At 45.6% G+C, this 20,421-nt stretch carries 11 protein-coding genes and 8 pseudogenes; 13 read left to right on the forward strand and 6 right to left on the reverse strand.

The genetic code is table 11. From position 1 onward, the window contains the following. Positions 1-314: 314 nt before the first annotated feature. The 5 genes and pseudogenes from FQ015_RS04545 to FQ015_RS04560 all read left to right on the forward strand — a co-directional run bounded on the left by FQ015_RS04545 (position 315) and on the right by FQ015_RS04560 (position 7,240). Positions 315-5,735 carry an ECSE_1600 family autotransporter gene (locus FQ015_RS04545; RefSeq protein ID WP_160523753.1) on the forward strand — a complete coding sequence of 1,807 codons (5,421 nt, stop codon included), beginning with the start codon at positions 315-317 and terminating at the stop codon, positions 5,733-5,735. A 214-nt stretch (positions 5,736-5,949) separates the two neighbouring features. After that, the gene (hipB, locus tag FQ015_RS04550) at positions 5,950-6,216 is read left to right on the forward strand and encodes a type II toxin-antitoxin system antitoxin HipB (RefSeq protein ID WP_001296726.1); all 267 of its coding nucleotides are present in this window, start codon (positions 5,950-5,952) and stop codon (positions 6,214-6,216) included. A 20-nt stretch (positions 6,217-6,236) separates the two neighbouring features. Further along, a pseudogene (locus FQ015_RS24105) lies at positions 6,237-6,296 on the forward strand (hypothetical protein); the annotation flags it as partial. 26 nt (positions 6,297-6,322) lie between these two features. Then, positions 6,323-6,664: pseudogene (locus FQ015_RS24110) on the forward strand (type II toxin-antitoxin system HipA family toxin); the annotation flags it as partial. A 112-nt stretch (positions 6,665-6,776) separates the two neighbouring features. Beyond that, positions 6,777-7,240, forward strand: a pseudogene (locus FQ015_RS04560) (hypothetical protein). 115 nt (positions 7,241-7,355) lie between these two features. Here the strand turns inward: FQ015_RS04560 and FQ015_RS04565 are convergent. After that, entirely contained in the window at positions 7,356-7,550 is a 195-nt protein-coding gene (locus FQ015_RS04565; RefSeq protein ID WP_160523754.1) for an MbcA/ParS/Xre antitoxin family protein, read from the reverse strand. A 116-nt stretch (positions 7,551-7,666) separates the two neighbouring features. On the opposite strand from FQ015_RS04565, the pseudogene FQ015_RS24605 reads away from it, so the two are divergent. Further along, positions 7,667-7,897: pseudogene (locus FQ015_RS24605) on the forward strand (hypothetical protein); the annotation flags it as partial. A gap of 571 nt (positions 7,898-8,468) precedes the next feature. Here the strand turns inward: FQ015_RS24605 and FQ015_RS04570 are convergent. After that, positions 8,469-9,995, reverse strand: coding sequence for a hypothetical protein (locus tag FQ015_RS04570; RefSeq protein WP_160523755.1), 1,527 nt, complete (start codon positions 9,993-9,995; stop codon positions 8,469-8,471). Between the two features lie 243 nt (positions 9,996-10,238). Then, positions 10,239-10,385, reverse strand: a pseudogene (locus tag FQ015_RS24115) (helix-turn-helix domain-containing protein); the annotation flags it as partial. Positions 10,386-10,696: 311 nt separating this feature from the next. Between FQ015_RS24115 and FQ015_RS04575 the strand changes: the two are divergent. Next, positions 10,697-12,652 carry an ankyrin repeat domain-containing protein gene (locus tag FQ015_RS04575; RefSeq protein ID WP_160523756.1) on the forward strand — a complete coding sequence of 652 codons (1,956 nt, stop codon included), beginning with the start codon at positions 10,697-10,699 and terminating at the stop codon, positions 12,650-12,652. A 55-nt stretch (positions 12,653-12,707) separates the two neighbouring features. Here FQ015_RS04575 and FQ015_RS04580 read toward each other — a convergent pair. The 3 pseudogenes from FQ015_RS04580 to FQ015_RS04590 form a co-directional block, all read right to left on the reverse strand. Further along, positions 12,708-12,845 (reverse strand): annotated as a pseudogene (locus tag FQ015_RS04580) (helix-turn-helix domain-containing protein); the annotation flags it as partial. Between the two features lie 85 nt (positions 12,846-12,930). Then, positions 12,931-13,077, reverse strand: a pseudogene (locus tag FQ015_RS04585) (IS481 family transposase); the annotation flags it as partial. Between the two features lie 89 nt (positions 13,078-13,166). Further along, positions 13,167-13,337, reverse strand: a pseudogene (locus tag FQ015_RS04590) (alpha/beta hydrolase); the annotation flags it as partial. Positions 13,338-13,792: 455 nt separating this feature from the next. Between FQ015_RS04590 and fimA the strand changes: the two are divergent. From fimA to FQ015_RS04620, 6 genes are all read left to right on the forward strand, one after another. Beyond that, on the forward strand, positions 13,793-14,356 hold the full coding sequence (gene fimA, locus FQ015_RS04595; RefSeq protein WP_024218640.1) for a type 1 fimbrial major subunit FimA: 564 nt from the start codon (positions 13,793-13,795) through the stop codon (positions 14,354-14,356). Between the two features lie 361 nt (positions 14,357-14,717). Continuing rightward, a complete protein-coding gene (locus FQ015_RS04600; RefSeq protein ID WP_160523757.1) occupies positions 14,718-15,428 on the forward strand; it encodes a fimbria/pilus periplasmic chaperone in 711 nt (236 codons plus the stop codon). 43 nt (positions 15,429-15,471) lie between these two features. After that, the gene (locus FQ015_RS04605; protein ID WP_160523758.1) at positions 15,472-18,123 is read left to right on the forward strand and encodes a fimbria/pilus outer membrane usher protein; all 2,652 of its coding nucleotides are present in this window, start codon (positions 15,472-15,474) and stop codon (positions 18,121-18,123) included. A 13-nt stretch (positions 18,124-18,136) separates the two neighbouring features. Next, positions 18,137-18,667, forward strand: a complete 531-nt coding sequence (locus tag FQ015_RS04610) for a fimbrial protein (protein WP_160523759.1) — start codon at positions 18,137-18,139, stop codon at positions 18,665-18,667. 12 nt (positions 18,668-18,679) lie between these two features. After that, entirely contained in the window at positions 18,680-19,183 is a 504-nt protein-coding gene (locus FQ015_RS04615) for a fimbrial protein (protein WP_160523760.1), read from the forward strand. Between the two features lie 58 nt (positions 19,184-19,241). Continuing rightward, positions 19,242-20,156, forward strand: a complete 915-nt coding sequence (locus FQ015_RS04620; protein ID WP_000516693.1) for a fimbrial protein — start codon at positions 19,242-19,244, stop codon at positions 20,154-20,156. Positions 20,157-20,421 lie beyond the last annotated feature (265 nt).

The following is a 20,421-nucleotide window of genomic DNA, read 5'->3' on the forward strand; positions in this document are numbered from 1 at the left end:
AAAAGGGTTTTAATAAACTTCTGTTTTTAGCAATTAGTGCTATTCTTTGTTAAATATGATGATGATAATCTTCTTATTGAAAGAAACAGTTTTCTTATTAAGCAACAATAACTCATGGTTCATTTTTAAATAAAATAAGAACTATGCAATTTTTAATCTATCGATTAGAAAGTATTAGCAAATTAGCCAAATTGACACCTTCCCACCTCCAACCAACACTCAATACAGACCTCTGACAACTTAATAAGTTTCATTTTTTACGTCTGATGACTCATCTCTTTCGTGGCTGTATTGTTTGTATATGGAGCGTTTATATGAATAGAATCTATCGCGTGATATGGAATTGCACCCTACAGGTATTTCAGGCCTGCTCGGAATTAACTCGCAGGGTAGGTAAAACATCAACGGTTAATTTGCGTAAATCCTCTGGATTGACAACGAAATTCAGTAGATTGACGCTGGGTGTTTTGCTGGCACTAAGCGGTTCAGCGTCGGGTGCGAGTCTGGAAGTTGATAATGGTCAGATTACCAATATTAATACTGATGTTGCTTATGATGCCTACCTGGTTGGGTGGTATGGCACTGGAGTGCTTAATATTTTGGCTGGCGGTAATGCCTCCTTAACCACTATTACTACCAGCGTCATTGGTGGTAATGAGGACTCAGAGGGCACCGTTAACGTTTTGGGTGGCACCTGGCGATTGTATGATAGCGGAAATAATGCAAGGCCTTTAAATGTGGGTCAATCCGGAACGGGGACGCTGAATATTAAACAGAAGGGGCACGTTGACGGAGGATATTTAAGGATAGGTTCTTCGACAGGAGGCGTCGGGACGGTCAATGTTGAAGGAGAGGACTCGGTTCTGACGACCGAATTATTCGAAATAGGGAGTTACGGTACAGGCTCATTAAATATTACGGATAAGGGTTACGTCACGAGTTCAATAGTCGCCATTGTAGGATATCAGGCGAACAGTAATGGTAAGGTTGTCGTTGAAAAGGGTGGCGAGTGGCTAATAAAAAATAATGATTCCTCAATTGAATTTCAAATTGGTAATCAAGGGACGGGCGAAGCAATTATTCGCGATGGGGGGCTAATTACGGCTGAAAATACGATTATCGGTGGCAACCTCACCGGTATCGGAACCCTGAACGTGCAGGATCAAGACTCTGTCATCACGGTACGCAGACTCTATAATGGATATTTCGGTAATGGCACAGTCAATATTTCCAATAATGGACTGATTAATAATAAAGAATATTCATTGGTGGGCGTTCAGGACGGGGCCCACGGTGTCGTCAACGTGACCGATAAAGGGCATTGGAATTTCCTCGGAACGGGCGAAGCTTTCCGCTATATCTATATCGGTGATGCTGGCGACGGTGAACTTAATGTCTCGAGTGAAGGCAAAGTAGATTCGGGAATTATCACTGCGGGGATGAAAGAAACAGGCACAGGCAACATTACTGTTAAGGATAAGAACTCCGTTATCACTAATCTCGGAACTAATCTTGGTTATGACGGCCACGGCGAAATGAATATCAGTAATGAGGGGCTTGTTGTCAGCAACGGAGGAAGCTCACTCGGTTATGGAGAAACCGGCGTCGGGAAGGTTAGCATCACCACGGGGGGGATGTGGGAGGTCAATAAGAATGTCTATACCACTATTGGTGTTGCGGGCGTCGGAAACCTCAATATCAGCGATGGCGGTAAGTTCGTATCGCAAAATATTACTTTTTTGGGCGATAAAGCAAGCGGTATCGGCACACTGAACCTGATGGATGCGACATCATCGTTCGATACTGTAGGTATCAATGTCGGTAATTTTGGTAGCGGCATCGTAAATGTCAGTAATGGTGCCACCCTTAATTCAACGGGCTATGGATTTATCGGAGGAAATGCCTCCGGTAAGGGGATAGTTAATATTTCAACGGATAGTCTCTGGAATTTAAAAACGTCATCTACTAACGCCCAATTGCTACAGGTCGGTGTATTAGGCACGGGTGAACTGAATATTACCACCGGAGGTATAGTTAAAGCGCGTGATACACAGATAGCTCTCAATGACAAAAGTAAGGGCAGCGTGCGGGTGGATGGGCAGAACTCTCTTCTTGAAACATTCAATATGAACGTAGGGACGACTGGCACAGGTACGTTAACCCTGACGAATAACGGCACGCTGAATGTCGAAGGTGGAGAAGTTTACTTAGGTGTTTTTGAGCCTGCTGTAGGAACGCTAAACATTGGTGCTGCTCACGGTGAGGTGGCGGCAGATGCCGGGTTTATCACCAATGCGACGAAAGTGGAGTTTGGTCTTGGCGAAGGCGTTTTTGTCTTTAATCATACCAATAACAGTGATGCCGGCTACCAGGTCGATATGCTGATTACGGGTGACGATAAAGACGGAAAAGTGATGCATGATGCAGGCCATACGGTGTTCAATGCAGGGAATACTTATAGCGGCAAAACGCTGGTCAATGACGGCCTCCTGACTATTGCGTCACATACGGCAGATGGGGTAACAGGCATGGGTTCGAGTGAAGTAACCATTGCAAGCCCCGGTACGCTCGACATTCTCGCATCAACGAACAGCGCAGGAGATTACACGCTGACCAATGCGCTCAAAGGCGATGGCTTGATGCGAGTGCAGCTGTCATCCTCCGACAAAATGTTTGGCTTTACCCATGCAACAGGAACTGAATTCGCCGGTGTTGCCCAACTGAAAGACAGTACCTTCACACTGGAACGCGACAACACCGCTGCGCTTACTCACGCGATGCTTCAGTCTGACAGTGAAAATACCACATCGGTAAAAGTGGGAGAGCAATCCATTGGTGGACTAGCCATGAATGGCGGTACGCTCACTTTCGATACGGATATACCTGCTGCGACGCTTGCGGAGGGATATATCAGCGTCGATACACTGGTTGTCGGCGCGGGTGACTACACCTGGAAAGGCCGTAACTATCAGGTAAACGGGACGGGCGACGTGCTTATCGACGTGCCTAAACCGTGGAATGACCCCATGGCGAATAACCCTCTGACTACGCTCAATTTGCTGGAACACGATGATAGCCATGTCGGCGTTCAACTGGTGAAGGCGCAAACGGTTATTGGGTCGGGTGGCTCATTAACGTTACGTGATTTACAGGGCGACGAGGTGGAAGCGGACAAAACGTTACACATTGCACAAAACGGAACAGTGGTCGCCGAGGGTGATTATGGATTCCGACTCACGACCGCACCTGGTGATGGTTTGTATGTTAACTATGGGCTGAAAGCGCTGAACATCCATGGTGGGCAAAAGCTGACGTTAGCCGAACATGGCGGAGCCTATGGCGCAACGGCCGATATGTCGGCAAAAATCGGTGGTGAAGGGGATCTGGCAATCAATACGGTGCGACAGGTTTCGCTTTCCAACGGTCAGAACGACTATCAGGGGGCAACCTATGTTCAGATGGGGACATTACGTACCGATGCGGATGGCGCGCTGGGCAATACTCGGGAACTGAACATCAGCAACGCGGCCATCGTCGATCTTAATGGATCGGAGCAGACGGTAGAGACATTCACCGGGCTGATGGGTTCGACTATTTTGTTCAAAGAAGGTTCGCTGACGGTGAATAAAGGTGGGATCAGTCAGGGCGAACTGACAGGTGGCGGAAACCTGAATGTTACAGGGGGAACACTGGCTATCGAGGGGCTTAATGCACGCTACAATGCGTTAACCAGCATTAGCCCAAATGCGGAAGTCAGCCTCGACAATACGCAGGGGTTAGGCAGAGGGAATATTGCCAATGACGGTCTGTTAACGCTAAAAAACGTGACCGGCGAACTGCGCAATAGCATAAGCGGTAAAGGTATCGTGAGCGCAACCGCCAGCACAGACGTAGAGCTGGATGGCGATAATAGCCGCTTTGTGGGGCAATTCAACATCGATGCAGGCAGCGCGCTCAGCGTCAACGAGCAGAAAAACCTGGGTGATGCTTCCGTTATCAATAATGGCCTGCTCACCATCGCCACTGAGCGTAGCTGGGCGATGACGCACAGTATCACCGGTAGCGGCGATGTGACAAAACTGGGGACCGGGATCCTGACTCTTAACAACGATTCCGCGGCGTATCAGGGTACGACGGATATCGTGGGTGGTGAAATTGCTTTCGGTTCCGACTCTGCCATTAATATGGCAAGTCAGCACATTAATATCCATAACAGCGGTGTGATGTCGGGAAATGTCACCACTGCAGGTGATGTGAACGTTATGCCTGGGGGGACACTGCGTGTCGCCAAAACCACTATCGGCGGCAACCTGGAGAATGGCGGCACGGTTCAAATGAACAGTGAAGGAGGAAAACCGGGCAATGTACTGACCGTTAACGGCAACTATACCGGCAACAATGGCCTGATGACGTTCAACACGACGCTGGGCGGCGATAATTCGCCCACGGACAAAATGAACGTGAAAGGCGATACCCAAGGGAACACTCGCGTTCGGGTTGATAACATTGGCGGCGTCGGTGCACAAACGGTCAACGGTATTGAACTCATTGAGGTTGGCGGTAATTCTGCAGGTAACTTCGCGCTGACCACCGGAACTGTCGAAGCTGGGGCTTACGTCTACACGCTGGCTAAAGGGAAGGGGAATGACGAGAAAAACTGGTATCTAACCAGTAAATGGGAAGGCGTAACGCCACCGGATACACCCGATCCCATCAATAATCCTCCTGCTGTGGATCCGGAAGGCCCATCAGTTTATCGCCCGGAGGCCGGAAGCTATATCAGCAACATTGCCGCAGCCAACTCGCTGTTTAGCCATCGTTTACACGACCGTCTGGGTGAGCCGCAGTATACAGATTCACTGCATTCTCAGGGTTCGGCAAGCAGTATGTGGATGCGTCATGTCGGAGGGCACGAACGTTCAAGGGCCGGTGACGGTCAGCTAAATACTCAGGCTAACCGCTATGTATTGCAGCTAGGCGGCGATTTGGCGCAGTGGAGTAGCAACGCGCAGGATCGCTGGCATCTCGGCGTCATGGCAGGCTATGCCAATCAGCACAGTAATACTCAGAGTAATCGTGTGGGTTATAAATCGGATGGGCGCATCAGCGGTTACAGCGCTGGGATGTACGCGACCTGGTATCAGAACGATGCGAATAAGACCGGCGCTTATGTTGACAGCTGGGCGCTGTATAACTGGTTTGATAACAGCGTCAGTTCCGATAACCGTTCTGCTGACGACTATGATTCTCGCGGTGTGACGGCCTCTGTTGAGGGTGGATATACCTTTGAAGCGGGAACATTTAGCGGCAGCGAAGGGACGCTGAATACCTGGTACGTCCAGCCACAGGTGCAAATCACCTGGATGGGTGTGAAAGATTCTGACCATACCCGGAAAGACGGAACACGCATTGAAACGGAAGGTGACGGAAACGTGCAAACTCGACTTGGGGTGAAAACCTACTTGAACAGTCATCACCAGCGCGACAATGGTAAACAGCGTGAGTTCCAGCCTTACATTGAAGCGAACTGGATCAACAACAGCAAAGTCTACGCCGTGAAGATGAATGGTCAAACCGTAAGCCGTGATGGTGCGCGTAATCTCGGTGAAGTACGTACCGGGGTTGAGGCGAAAGTAAATAACAACCTTAGCCTGTGGGGGAATGTTGGTGTGCAACTAGGTGATAAAGGCTATAGCGATACTCAGGGCATGCTGGGTGTGAAATATAGCTGGTAAACCGTATAAGCCGCATGTCGAAGATGGCATGCGGCTGCTTAATATTGCCGACTTCAAACGACTTTTAAATCCTCCTTTTTATCCGCGATCGCGGATAACACAGTGTTTATCCCGTAGAGCGGATAAGATGTGTTTCCTGATTGACTTTATCCCCACTAAAGGATAAAACTGATAATATCCCCTTGAGCGGATAAATATGCTGTGGACGTATGACATGATGAGCTTTCAGAAGATCTATAGCCCAACGCAATTAGCGAATGCAATGAAACTGGTTCGTCAGCAAAATGGCTGGACGCAGAGCGAGCTGGCGAAAAAAATCGGTATTAAGCAGGCGACAATTTCCAATTTCGAAAACAATCCTGACAATACCACGCTCACGACATTTTTTAAGATTTTACAGTCGCTTGAACTCTCAATGACGCTATGCGACACGAAAAATGCCTCGCCAGAATCAACAGAACAGCAAGATCTGGAGTGGTAATGCCTAAACTTGTCACTTGGATGAACAACCAGCGGGTAGGCGAGTTAACGAAGTTAGCCAATGGCGCGCACACCTTTAAGTATGCACCGGAGTGGTTAGCTAACCCACGCCATTTTACGACATCATTTCAGCATTTCCGGTATTGGGTGGCGCAGGAATACACATCAGCGATCTCAAACTGGCAATGGGGCTTAACGCATCCAAAGGCAAAAAAACGGCAATCGATAAAATTTATCCGCGACATTTTCTGGCGACAGCAAAGGTGCTGAAATTTCCGGAAGTGCAGATGCATGAAATCCTGAGTGACTTTGCCAGAATGATTCCGGCAGCACTGGATAACGTGAAGACTTCATTACCGACAGATTTTCCGGAGAACGTGGTGACGGCAGTTGAAACCAATGTGTTGAGGTTGCACCGTCGGTTAAGCCGAGAATACGGTATTAAGTAAGATATGGGGTTTGGCCGTTGTTAATGAGCAGGACAATCATGACCGCCAACGACTGGATTCTCCCTTGGTTTATGTTAGTGCGCATAATGTATATTATGTTAAATAGCCTATGATGGTAAACAACTTCATATCTCTCCATTGCCTCTCACGAAAGGAACTGGACACACTGATCGAGCACGAATTACAACTGATACTGGCTGAAGGCTTTGACAAGTCCCCTATTTCCGCCAAGGCCCTGCATATTCGGCTCAAGGCAAAAGGTATCGTTAACGGTGGTTTAAGTACGCTGAGCAGCCTTGAGCGAAAACGCCTAATTGCTGCCTATGTTGATCAGCAACTTGGCCCGTTGAATCTACGCCCAAAAGAAAAACAGCAATACGTCAACCGCAAAACCCGTCAGGCCTTGCTGGCCAGAAACCAGCAGTTGCAGGCGGAAGTCAGTGAACTGCAAGACCAACTGGCGCAGAATACCCTATCGTTGATAGAAATTGTCAAAGCGGTAAAAATCAATACGGTTATTCCGGTGGAAAGTCTGTTGCCAAACATGTAATTCGGGAGTTACACAAGTCGTCATAATGCTGGTTATAATTTTCGGCAAAGGGCATGGACGATTTCTTTCCGTCATTCTGTATATTGCTTACCTTCCCAAATTTCTCCAACCGTTAGTTGGAGAAATTAGATGAGTCGTAAATCATGAATAAACCCCTTGCTCTATTCGAAAAATGAGCATGGTAACTTTCAACACCCCCTCTTCTGAGTCCATTATCTCAGAGGGCGTTTTCCACTGTAATGCTCTGTTTGGTTCATTGCACCAGTTTAATGCTGCACTTTCGTTACCTTCAAAAAGATCAATAGCCTTTTGAAGAACATCATTTTTTGTCAGCATGTTTTACACCTGAAGACGTTTTGAGTGCTTCGATAAGACTACTTCGCTCTTCCTCTGTCATCCGGGATATGAGCAATGCAAGTTCTGCTGTTGTCTGATCATCACAAAAAAAGTAACACAGTGGTGCAAACATTCAAATAAGAACTCTTATTGAAAAATACAGCAGTGAATTGGAAAAAGTGTCAGGAGCAAAAGAAATTTATGAAGAATTGATAATTCCCGTGCCGAGCAGAGAAAATGAATTCCGGAAACTTTCTCTTGAGCAAGATAAAAGACATATTAAGATAAATGAAAAAATAAAAACACTGATTAGGATTGGTAATAAAAATATTACAATAAGGCAATGAATTTTAAAAAGGATTTGAAGTTTAATACAGTCATGAAAAAGAGAGGGCAAAGCCGACCCCGCCCTCTCCCTTCATGCACTGATAAGCCTCACTAATAGGAGTGTTAGCAGCGCGTACCACTGTATGCTAGACCTGAAAAATATAATCTCAGTCAGTCCCAGATGCAACCTTTAACACTTCAACGCAACAAATTAAACAACGAATAGCCACAAACGTGTAGACAGTGCACTGATACGGATAAAAGTAACGCTCCTGAATTGCTCAATCAATGATATATACCCTGTTTTACTGACATATCTGACAGCGGGTGGATTTCCTTCAATTATTGATATAACACCATACGCACTACATCTGTCTCCACCAGAATATGAGGTGAAATTGTTGCGCACCGGTTAATCCGGGTGTACTGGTCAAACTGTTTTTACGGTGCGCCTGTTTTATAGCCTTCAGTTGCGCAATGCGTCGACTCGCATGGTTTTCCTCATGACTGCCGCTTTACCATTGCGCAATTCACCGATGTAGTCGGTGCCCCCCGGAAAATCAAACGGTTCTGGTTGTTCTCTGTACTGCTTCAGGGCGTATAGCCCGATACCTCAGCAGACGGGTTTTCCCTGGAGCGAGGCCTCTGGGGTTCATAATTAATCGTACAGCCAAAGTACCAAGCGTTCGGCCGGCTGGGCGGCAGGCTGGGCTTGCTGGTCAGATTGTTCCAACACACATTAAGCATCTCCAGTCCGCTGGGCAGGCGGTCCGGCAGGCTGGTCAGCTGGTTATTACTCACATCAAGCACCTTCAGCCTGACGGGCAGCACCGGCAGATGGATCAGCTGGTTATTACTCACATTAAGCGTCCTCATATAGCCGGGCAGCTCCGGCAGGCTGCTCATGAGGTTAAAACGCACATCAAGCGTCACCAGCCCGGCGGGCAGCGCCGGCAGGCCGGACAGCTGATTATTACTCACATCAAGCATCACCAACCCGGTGGGCAGCACCGGCAGGCTGCACAGCCGGTTTCTACTCACATCAAGCTTCTCCAGACTGGCGGGCAGCACCGGCAGGCTGTCCAGCCCGTTTCTTCTCACATCAAGCTCCTCCAGCCCGGTGGGCAGCTCCAGCCCGGTGGACATGAAGAGATTGTTTCCACCCACATTAAGGTGCTTCAGCCCGGCGGGCAGGACAGGCAGGCTGCACAGCCGGTTTCTACTCACATCAAGCTTCTTCAGCCCGGCGGGCAGGACCGGCAGGCTGTCCAGCAAGTTTCTTCTCACATAAAGCTCCTCCAGCCCGGTGGGCAGGACCGGCAGGCTGCACAGCTGGTTTCCACTCACATCAAGCTTCTCCAGCCCGGCGGGCAGCTCCGGCAGGCTGGTCAGCATCAGATTTGCCAGTTCTAGTTCCAGTGCCGAAGCACTATTGCATGCTCTATTGTATATATATGCCTTCACCCTACTAAGAGCTTCTGCCCTGTATTCCCCGGGAGCATTCACCTTGGCCCAGGCACGCCATGCCGTTATCTGGGCCACCCAGTCCGGGACTTTATCGATATACTTCCGGAGCAGTTTACAGTGTGGTTTATCGCCAGTCAGAGTTACAGACAACGCTACTTTTGGCATACCTGGTATGTACATTGTCATGATGGGCTCATCGACGACGGACAGGTTCAGTAAGAGCCCTATCGGCGGGTCTTCCTTTTTGGCCGGGATGGTGTAAATATTGGGATTGTCTGTGGACTCGAAGCTCAGGAACATATTTGTCAGCTGATCACTTTTGGTCAAACATTGATCGTGAAGGAGGGAACGACAAACCATGTGGATGAAAGTTTCTTCGGATGCGTTGTGTAATATGGTTGTATAATCTGATGAGGATAAATCATCCCAGTTTTCTATCTTGCTGGTCTTGCTGGTCTTGCTGGTCTTGCTGGTCTTGCTGGTCTTGCTGGCTGCGATATCGTTTAATGAATTGTTTAATAAATCGGTTAATACATAGCCGATATGAAGACGGTTTGCTGTCTGGCTGGATTCATCGGGTGCCCAATATTCATTTTCATTGGGTTTAACATATACACCGGATGCACCGGATAAAGAAGTAGGCTGGAGCATGATACCTCACAAAAATGTGTTGATGAAAAGCCGGATTCTGTCCATATTCCCGTGAACCGGCTATCAAAATTCGCGCATTTTGCCAGGTATTCATGTGGTTAAAATTTATCTGGTGCGTTTCCGGTGGTTTTGCAGTTCACCAGCTACAATCGCTAGCAACGGCACATTTATACTCAACATAAGTTAAATCATATTGACTGTTAACTTACTTCATGAACCAAGATGCATCGTCAATGGCGGCTTAACATGGCGTCCTGTCTCATAATGATTCATACGACTGCTAACCGATGCAGGGTCAAAGCCAACAAGGAGACCCAGAGAGCGCTGTGATAATCCCGCCCTGCATCTCGCTTCCTTAAGTCGCTCTGGTATCGGATTTTTTTCAGACACTGATTCATCTTCATTTGCCTCGAATGCTTAGAACGAAGAATGGAATGAATCGTATCATCATGTGACCCCGTAAATTTCTCGTTCAAGTCAGTTGCAACTCGAATTCGAATATCGTGAGGCAGGTGCCCCAGGTGGGGTAACTTCTGAATGACAAAAGCATAAAAGAAATCATTTAAAATGAGCGATATTTGATAGTTTTTCTCCGGTTTTAAAATAGTATCAGGTGAATCTTTATCCCGGCATTATCCGGGATAATATTCAGATTTCTGTTAATGTCAGTAATGGGTTCGATAAATTAAAAGGTGATTATTATGATGTCCGTTAATGGTGATGTCCACACTATAATACTCAGATCTTCTACTACAAATACTACAAAAGACCTGTACTATGATGGAAACAAGATGCCACTGGCGGGTGTCAAAGCCATACTTGATACAAGTACCGGAGGATTTTCCAGTTGGGTCAAAAAGTTATTATATGCTATTGCTCATTTGTTAGGAAGCGAAAAAATTCCGAACAATGAGAATATGCGGGAAGGCATGGAATATCTTAAATTGATTTTTAAAAGCGCCATTCAGGAAGAGAAGTACAGATATGTCATCCGGGATGAGAGTGGCGAGGTTTATGTAGAAATAAACTTTGCCCCGGAAGCGAAACTGTTGTCCATCAGTTGTGCCGGGGGGAACGAATCAATATGTTGTACAGAAAAAGAGTTTACAAACGTTAAACAAAACCTCATAGAAAAATATTGTCCGAGAAATTACCAAACGTCCTATGATCTGGTTGCGAATAAGCTTTACAGGTATGACATTTTAGAAGAGCTGATGGCTTGCGACAACAGGGGTGAGAGCATTTTGTTCAGGGCTATGCGGGACGGGGATACAGATTTGATTGAAAGCCTTCACCTGTCCGAACTTACCAGTAAAGGCGAACTCACCTCCAGTAAGATGCTAAAATTACTGGAGGTGTCAAGCGAAGGGGGTACCCCGGGTTTGTATATGGCCATGAAGAACGGACGCTATGGCATGCTGTATACAATACTGGGCTTGCTCGCCAAACTGCCCGATAATTATAACATTAACAAAAATGATGTACTGAGGTTACTGAAAGCAAAAAACTCTGATCCAAGATCTAATTCGATTGAAGGGTTGGAAATTGCCATGACGGAAGGACATGATAAAATACTGATAACGATGTTGGAAATGCTTCCCGACGTGGTCGAGAGGTTTGGAATTACCAACGATGAGATGCGGGATTTAATCAATCCACGTAGGGGTGATGATCGCGCTTTGAGCAAAGCCATGCTTAATGGGAAAGAAAACATAGTAACCGCTATGCAACTGTTACTCCCCGACCATGCCGAGAAATTACAACTCAGCAAAGAGGATGTCTTTAATATACTGTCTTCATTCAACGATAAAACTTCCCAAAACCCCTCGGGTTTATTTAAGGTCATGTCACATGGGAAGGTAAATATGCTGAAGTTCATGCTGGATAATCTCTGCGCGCTACCGGAGGAGGTATTTACCAAAGAGGATATTCTGGGTTTCCTGGCTGTAAAAAATGCGAATGGCATGACGGGGATGGCGCATGCTATGTCTTATGGTCATGTGGAAATAGTGAAGGCCATGCTGGACCGTCTTTGCTCGATGAAGGGGGAGTTTAATATTACCAAAGACTATGTCCTCAATAATATACTGGCTTCAAAAAACGGCAACGGCTGGACAGGGATATCTTTAGCCATAGCGCACGGACATGTGGAAATACTGAAGACCATACTGGACGCGCTCCCCATGCTGAATGATAAGTTTGACATTACCGGCGCGGATATACAAAAGTTTCTGTTTGCAAAAATCGACGAAGACATCTCGGGTTGGACCAAAGGTATGGACAGAGGGAATAAGGACAAACTGATAAGCATGTACAAAATGCTGTTCGATAACATACTGATGGATAATAAGTCAGATATTCCTGTTGATTTGCTGAGGGAATTAAATATTGTCAGCCATATTGTATTGACAGAAACTGGAAAACCAAAAACAGACGAAATAGCAAGGCAGTCTGAAACCAGCCTCACCTACGGACAACTCCGGCAATGGAGTGATCTGAGTGTACGGCGGGCGGCCAGGAGTTTAGAGGATTACTGTCGGAACCTAAACATTAATGTGGACACTGTCAAACCCTACCTGACCCCAGACGGGCTTACCCCCCTCGGCGAAGAGATGCGGGATAATGTAAAAGTGCCGGGGCTCACTGTTGTGGGGTAAGGCCCTGCACATCCCGTGGCCCCCTGCATGGCTATAGCATGGAAAGCGGAAGAAAAAGCGCAATGAGGTCGTAGGACGAACGGTTCGGGGAAGGTTGAAGAGTACGTATCTGGTCCTGAAGACCGGATAAACCTTCATCGGTCCAGCGTTTAAGCCACTTGTAGCTAGTGGCAGGAGAAATGCCGTAGTGACGAACCCTGTAAATAATTCTGTGTAACTGCCCACGATTAAAGGTGGCCGCTCAGGCGGTCACCGTATTCGATAATAAATGGTGTGATTCATAGACATCGTTTCAATTTTCTCAGCTCAAGTTCAAGCTGGTTATTCTGTTCCTGTATATGCTCCTCATTGGGCTGATAGTTTGCGTGAACGGCATCAGAGTATGGCGTTTTCTTAGCAAGTTCAAAGTAGCCCGCCATCGGAGTTATCAGCCACCCACAGCTGGTCAGGATGTTCTGCCACGAACTGACGATTCACACAGTCGCCTGCGGCAACGACTTTCCTGCTGACTGTAAACAGAACGACGGTCGGCGGTGAAATAACGGTCTTTGCCCTCACCTACGCCATGGCCCAGCGCCCGGCTCATGTCGTACATCACGTTAGTAGCCATCGCTTTCACGCGGGCATCCATTGCGGCGTCGTTCAAAACCATACCTCCCCAGCCGCAAATACCGGGTAACCTGATACTTCACAATAAGATTGGTGCGTGGATGATAGATTGCCAAATAATAATCCATCAAGAGATAATGACAACAAAAAACATCAAACATTCCTAATGTTATTTGGCCATATAAAACATTAATAACTCTTGACCTTTCCTGACATTTTCCATATTCGCAATCATATTCTGTTTAGACGTTGTTTATAAACATCATGCATAATGAAATCGTCATGTTACTTGGCGATATAAAAAAGTCTTTGAAAATACTCTCTACAACAAGTGCAGTTATAAGCTTGTTGTGACTGAGCGTCCTTGTGATTTAAAGATATTATCGTTCTTCATCAGATGTAATAACTCAGGAAATTATATTTTCAGGGTGACAGGCTAATCAAGAATGATTCTTTTTTATAAGCAATAACCGAATGACTGAATTGTTATATTTCTTTATTCAGCTGCTTAAATATAAACTTTGGAGAATTATGAAACTCAAACATGTCGGAATGATTGTCGTTTCTGTGTTGGCGATGTCTTCGGCTGCGGTTAACGCAGCCGAAGGTGATGAGTCAGTTGCGACCACCGTAAATGGCGGTGTTATTCATTTTAAAGGTGAAGTGGTAAATGCCGCTTGTGCGATTGACTCAGAATCAATGAACCAAACGGTTGAGCTGGGTCAGGTCCGTTCTTCTCGCCTGGCTAAAGCGGGTGACCTCAGTAGCGCTGTAGGCTTCAATATCAAGCTGAATGATTGTGATACCAATGTTTCCAGTAATGCGGCTGTTGCATTCCTTGGGACTACTGTCACCAGTAATGACGATACGTTGGCGCTTCAGAGTTCAGCGGCAGGCTCTGCCCAGAATGTCGGTATCCAAATTTTGGACCGTACGGGGGAGGTATTAATACTGGATGGGGCAACTTTTAGCGCTAAAACTGACTTGATTGATGGCACGAATATACTGCCATTCCAGGCTCGTTATATTGCCCTCGGGCAGTCAGTGGCCGGTACTGCAAATGCAGATGCGACCTTCAAAGTCCAATACCTATAATTGAGTATTCAGGTGGCTATACGTCATCTGAAATTAAAACAGGGTGTGTGTGGCATGGCTACTCACACCCGAAAAAATTCATCAATGTTTATCTCATTATTACTAAGGAATGACTTATATTTTGGAACGATATGAAAAAATCATAGAGTATCTAAACGATTAATAAACAAGGCAGTTAAAATTACTGTGATTTTAAAAATCACTCTGAAGACAATTTTTTATTTCAATAGAGAACCAAGTTTTATTACCAGCGCATTAAGTCTGGAAACCCGGCCATCCGCCATAGCATTAGCAATATTTACCATTTTCTGATGTGACGGTTTCCCCCGCTTAGCCTATCAACACATGGAGAACACATCAGATGCAGACGACTCGTACGCCCTACTCTGTTTCTTTTATGGCGACAGTATTACTTTCATTGGTCTTTCTTTGCCATAGTACCATTGCCAATGCAGCGGTAGCTCTAGGTGCAACTCGTGTAATCTTTCCAGCAAATCAGAAACAGGTTTTATTGCCTGTCACGAATAATGATCCTGCCAGTGTCTATCTTATTCAGTCATGGATAGAAAATGCGGGTGACCAAAAAGATACCCAGTTTGTCATTACCCCACCGCTTTTTTCGATGCAAGGCAAAAAAGAGAATACGCTGCGGATTATCAACGCCACTAATCATCAGTTACCGAGCGACCGGGAAAGCCTGTTTTGGGTAAATGTCAAAGCTATTCCTGCTATGGAAAAAGATCAGAAAAATGCAAATACATTACAGCTCGCAATTATTAGCCGCATAAAAATGTTCTATCGCCCAACGAATTTGGCAATGGCACCTGACCAAGCTCCGGAAATGCTTCGTTTCCGCCGCAGTGGTAGCAAACTGACACTTATTAATCCGACCCCCTACTTCATTACCGTAACGAATATGAAAGCAGGAAATAGCGATCTCCCAAACACCATGGTGCCTCCAAAAGGTGAAATTTCGGTGGATTTTCCTCATGGTACATCCGGGGATATCAGCTTTCAGACGATCAATGATTACGGTGCATTGACACCGCGTATTAAGGCAACCATGCAGTAACAACTGACCTAATTAATAAGCATAAACTCAATCGGAACTAATAATGACAGCCTTTCGTGCCGCATTTAAGGCATATCGTATGCATCATGTGTTACTGCTGCCTCACTTTGCACGGCTTACCTTTGCCCTTGGCTTAGCTACAGCGATTTTTCCCGTAGAAGCAGAGTATTATTTTAATCCACGGTTTTTAAGCAATGATCTTGCTGAGTCTGTTGATTTATCTGCCTTTGCTAAGGGACGCGAGGCACCACCTGGTACATATCGGGTCGATATTTATTTGAACGACGAATTTATGATCACTCGGGATGTTACTTTTGTTGCAGATGATAATAACGCAGATCTCACCCCATGTCTGAGTACAGACCTTCTTGTCAGTCTTGGCATAAAAAAATCAGCGTTATTAGCCAATAAGGGCCATTTGGCAGGAAAAAATGTGCCGGATAACAACACATGTACACCACTTCAGGATCGTTTGGCCGACGCATCTACTGATTTTGATGTTGGTCAGCAACATCTGTCGTTCTCCGTTCCACAGATTTATGTCGGCAGAATGGCCCGTGGTTATGTCTCTCCTGACCTGTGGGAAGAAGGAATAAACGCAGGCCTACTGAACTATAGTTTTAATGGTAATTCTATCAACAATCGTAGTAACCATAACGCCAGCAAAACCAACTATGCATATCTGAATTTGCAGAGTGGCATCAACATTGGCAGTTGGCGACTACGTGATAACTCAACGTGGAGTTATAACAGTGGGAGTAACAACCCATCTGACAGCAATAAATGGCAACATATCAATACGTCTGCTGAACGTGACATTATTCCCTTACGCTCACGGTTAACGGTGGGTGATAGTTATACCGATGGCGATATTTTTGAAAGTGTGAACTTTCGTGGCCTTAAAATAAACTCAACGGAAGCGATGTTGCCCGATAGCCAACATGGTTTTGCTCCGGTGATTCATGGTATAGCCCGTGGCACAGCCCAAGTCAGTGTTAAACAGAACGGATACGATGTTTATCAGACTACGGTCCCTCCCGGTCCTTTTACTATTGATGATATTAACTCTGCGGCTAATGGCGGTGATCTGCAAGTTACGATAAAAGAGGCAGACGGCAGTATTCAGACTTTATATGTCCCTTATTCATCTGTCCCGGTTCTCCAACGTGCTGGTTATACGCGTTATGCACTTACCTTGGGAGAATATCGTAGTGGAAATAACCTGCAAAGCTCCCCCAAATTCATTCAGGGCAGCGCAATGCATGGTCTGGAGGGAAACTGGACACCTTATGGCGGGATGCAAATTGCAGAAGATTATCAAGCTTTCAACATGGGTATTGGTAAAGATCTTGGCCTTTTAGGTGCCTTTTCTGTCGATATCACGCAAGCCAATACGACACTTGCGGATGATACTCGTCACAGCGGACAATCGGTAAAATCTGTTTACAGTAAATCTTTCTATCAGACGGGAACGAATATCCAGGTCGCAGGATATCGATATTCTACGCAAGGATTTTATAACTTATCTGACAGTGCATACAGTCGAATGAGTGGTTACACCGTCAAGCCTCCGACCGTAGACACCAATGAACAGATACAATTTATTGATTATTTTAATCTGTACTATAGTAAGCGTGGTCAGGAACAAATAAGTATTTCCCAGCAGCTTGGAAATTACGGTACGACCTTTTTCAGTGCCAGTCGCCAAAGTTACTGGAACACGTCACGCAGCGATCAGCAAATATCATTCGGGTTAAATGTACCGTTTGGCGATATTACGACTTCGCTGAATTACAGCTATTCCAGTAATATATGGCAAAACGATCGGGATCATTTACTCGCTTTTACACTTAATGTTCCCTTCAGTCATTGGATGCGTACAGACAGTCAGTCGGCATTTCGTAATTCAAACGCTAGTTATAGCATGTCAAACGATTTGAAAGGCGGTATGACCAATCTATCTGGGGTTTATGGCACACTGCTGCCGGATAATAACCTGAATTATAGTGTTCAGGTCGGTAATACCCGCGGAGGTAATGCATCATCTGGCACCAGTGGTTACAGTTCTCTTAATTATCGAGGGGCTTACGGTAATACTAATGTCGGTTACAGTCGTAATGGAGATAGCAACCAGTTTTACTACGGAATGAGTGGTGGAATTATTGCTCATGCTGATGGTGTCACCTTTGGACAGCCGATGGGTGACACTATGGTTCTGGTTAAGGCTCCTGGCGCGGAGAATGTTAAAATAGAGAACCAGACAGGAATACATACAGACTGGCGTGGCTATGCAATATTACCATTTGCGACAGAATATAGAGAAAATCGTGTCGCTCTTAACGCTAATTCCCTTGCCGATAATGTTGAACTGGATGAAACCGTGGTCACGGTCATCCCTACTCATGGTGCTATTGCCAGAGCAACATTTAATGCACAAATCGGCGGTAAAGTATTAATGACTCTGAAATACGGCAATAAACCAGTTCCATTCGGTGCAATTGTGACTCACGGTGACAATAACAATGGCAGCATTGTTGCTGAAAATGGTCAGGTCTATCTGACAGGACTTCCACAATCAGGAAAATTACAGGTTTCATGGGGCAACAATGCAAACGCTAAATGTATTGTTAATTACAAGCTTCCTGAAGTCTCTCCTGGGAACTTACTGAGTCAGCAAACAGCAGTCTGTCGCTAAGGAACACTAGATTATGAAACACAATAGCATTATTTTCCTCGGTTTATGTCTGGGGTTAACCACCTATTCTGCTTTATCTGCAGATAGCGTTATTAAAATTAGCGGGCGCGTCCTGGATTATGGCTGCACAGTTTCATCTGATTCGCTTAATTTTACCGTAGACCTACAAAAACACAGTGCCAGGCAATTCCCAACGACTGGAAGCACAAGTCCAACCGTTCCTTTCCAGATTACGTTAAGTGAATGTAGCAAAGGGACTACGGGGGTTCGGGTTGCATTTAGCGGGATAGAGGATTTAGAAAATAATACTCTGCTGAAACTGGATGAAGGAAGCAATTCTGCTTCCGGTTTGGGTATTGAAATTCTGGACGGAAATATGCGCCCAGTAAAAATAAATGACCTTCATACCGAAATGCAGTGGATCCCTCTGACTCCTGATAAGGATAATATTTTGCCTTACTCGGCCCGTTTGAAGTCAACACAAAAGTCCGTCAATCCAGGACTGGTTAGCGCTTCGGCAACATTTACCCTTGAATTTCAATAATCAGAGTCAGATATGAATAGAACTTTCCAAAGACTTCTGTTGGCTACGCTCTGTGCGCTATTTTCAGCAACTCTTCAGGCCGCTGATGTCACTATCACTGTTAATGGTCGGGTAGTCGCTAAACCCTGCACTATTCAAACCAAAGAAGCTAACGTTAATCTCGGGGATCTTTATACACGCAATCTGCAACAACCTGGTTCTGCATCTGGCTGGCACAATATTACTTTGTCATTAACCGATTGTCCGGTTGAAACAAGTGCAGTGACGGCAATCATGACAGGTTCAACTGACAATACGGGTTATTACAAAAATGAAGGTAGTGCCGAAAATATTCAGATAGAGCTGAGGGATGACCAGGATGCTGCGTTAAAAAATGGCGATAGCAAAACGGTTATTGTTGATGAGATCACACGTAATGCACAGTTTCCACTTAAGGCAAGAGCTATCACGGTGAATGGAAACGCAAGCCAGGGAACAATCGAGGCGCTAATCAATGTGATCTATACCTGGCAATAACATCGATTCGATTTTATAAGCCTCTTTTTTAAATCAATTTTTAACCTAAGGATTTATCATGGGAAAAAAAATTAGTATAAATGTCCTGTTCAGTATTTATTTTCTTTTGATGGCAGGTAAAGTCTTCGCCTTCAGTTGTAATGTTGATGGTGGGTCAAGTATTGGCGCAGGTACAACTTCTGTGTATGTTAATCTCGATCCTGTCATTCAACCAGGTCAGAATCTGGTTGTAGATTTGTCTCAGCATATAAGTTGCTGGAATGATTACGGCGGCTGGTACGACACAGATCATATTAACTTAGTACAAGGCTCAGCTTTCGCAGGCTCCCTACAGTCATATAAAGGATCGCTGTACTGGAATAATGTGACCTACCCCTTTCCGTTGACGACAAATACCAACGTGCTGGATATTGGTGATAAGACACCGATGCCCTTACCGTTAAAACTCTATATTACCCCTGTCGGGGCGGCCGGTGGCGTTGTCATAAACGCGGGAGAAGTTATTGCTCGCATTCATATGTATAAAATTGCAACGTTAGGAAGTGGAAATCCGCGTAACTTTACATGGAATATTATTTCAAATAACAGTGTTGTTATGCCAACGGGCGGCTGTACCGTTGATAGTCGTAATGTCACAGTGAGTCTCCCGGACTTTCCTGGAAGCGCAGAAATACCCTTGGGCGTATATTGCTCAAGTGAGCAAAAGCTCTCATTTTATCTTTCGGGCGCTACCACTGACAGTGCCCGACAAGTGTTTGCTAATACAGCACCTGACGCAACAAAAGCATCAGGAGTCGGTGTCTCCCTGATGCGTAATGGAAAAATACTGGCTACGGGAGAAAATGTCTCCCTGGGAACTGTAAATAAAAGCAAAGTACCCCTGGGCTTAAGTGCAACTTATGGACAGACAGGAAGCAAGGTCGCAGCTGGAGCAGTACAGTCAGTCATTGGCGTTACATTTATCTATGAATAATTGTGATGTTGGCCCTGTTATACTTTAGGTTGTGCTTTCCATTCACTAAAATTACGCGGATAATTCTTTCCTGAAAGAAATTATCCTACACCTGTAAGAAAATCCGCGCACAATTGAAGTCAGAGTCTTATTTTATATATTGAAAAGTATGTTAACTTAAAGACTATGAGAGATGATGCTTAACTTATCGCATTTATACTATTCTGTTATGTGACGATAATGAGTTAAAAATAGAATGAGAGTAGCCCCCTACTCTCATATATCC

Source organism: Escherichia sp. HH26CH (genome assembly GCF_009820205.1).
GTDB classification, from domain to species: domain Bacteria; phylum Pseudomonadota; class Gammaproteobacteria; order Enterobacterales; family Enterobacteriaceae; genus Escherichia; species Escherichia coli_F.

Coding starts and splice junctions, on each gene's coding strand:
- FQ015_RS04620 (WP_000516693.1), top strand. CDS start 19,242: ATGGGAAAAAAAATTAGTATAAATGTCCTGTTCAGTATTTATTTTCTT.
- FQ015_RS04610 (WP_160523759.1), top strand. CDS start 18,137: ATGAAACACAATAGCATTATTTTCCTCGGTTTATGTCTGGGGTTAACC.
- FQ015_RS04575 (WP_160523756.1), top strand. CDS start 10,697: ATGATGTCCGTTAATGGTGATGTCCACACTATAATACTCAGATCTTCT.
- FQ015_RS04565 (WP_160523754.1), bottom strand. CDS start 7,550: ATGCTGACAAAAAATGATGTTCTTCAAAAGGCTATTGATCTTTTTGAA.
- FQ015_RS04615 (WP_160523760.1), top strand. CDS start 18,680: ATGAATAGAACTTTCCAAAGACTTCTGTTGGCTACGCTCTGTGCGCTA.
- fimA (WP_024218640.1), top strand. CDS start 13,793: ATGAAACTCAAACATGTCGGAATGATTGTCGTTTCTGTGTTGGCGATG.
- hipB (WP_001296726.1), top strand. CDS start 5,950: ATGATGAGCTTTCAGAAGATCTATAGCCCAACGCAATTAGCGAATGCA.
- FQ015_RS04545 (WP_160523753.1), top strand. CDS start 315: ATGAATAGAATCTATCGCGTGATATGGAATTGCACCCTACAGGTATTT.
- FQ015_RS04605 (WP_160523758.1), top strand. CDS start 15,472: ATGACAGCCTTTCGTGCCGCATTTAAGGCATATCGTATGCATCATGTG.
- FQ015_RS04570 (WP_160523755.1), bottom strand. CDS start 9,995: ATGCTCCAGCCTACTTCTTTATCCGGTGCATCCGGTGTATATGTTAAA.
- FQ015_RS04600 (WP_160523757.1), top strand. CDS start 14,718: ATGCAGACGACTCGTACGCCCTACTCTGTTTCTTTTATGGCGACAGTA.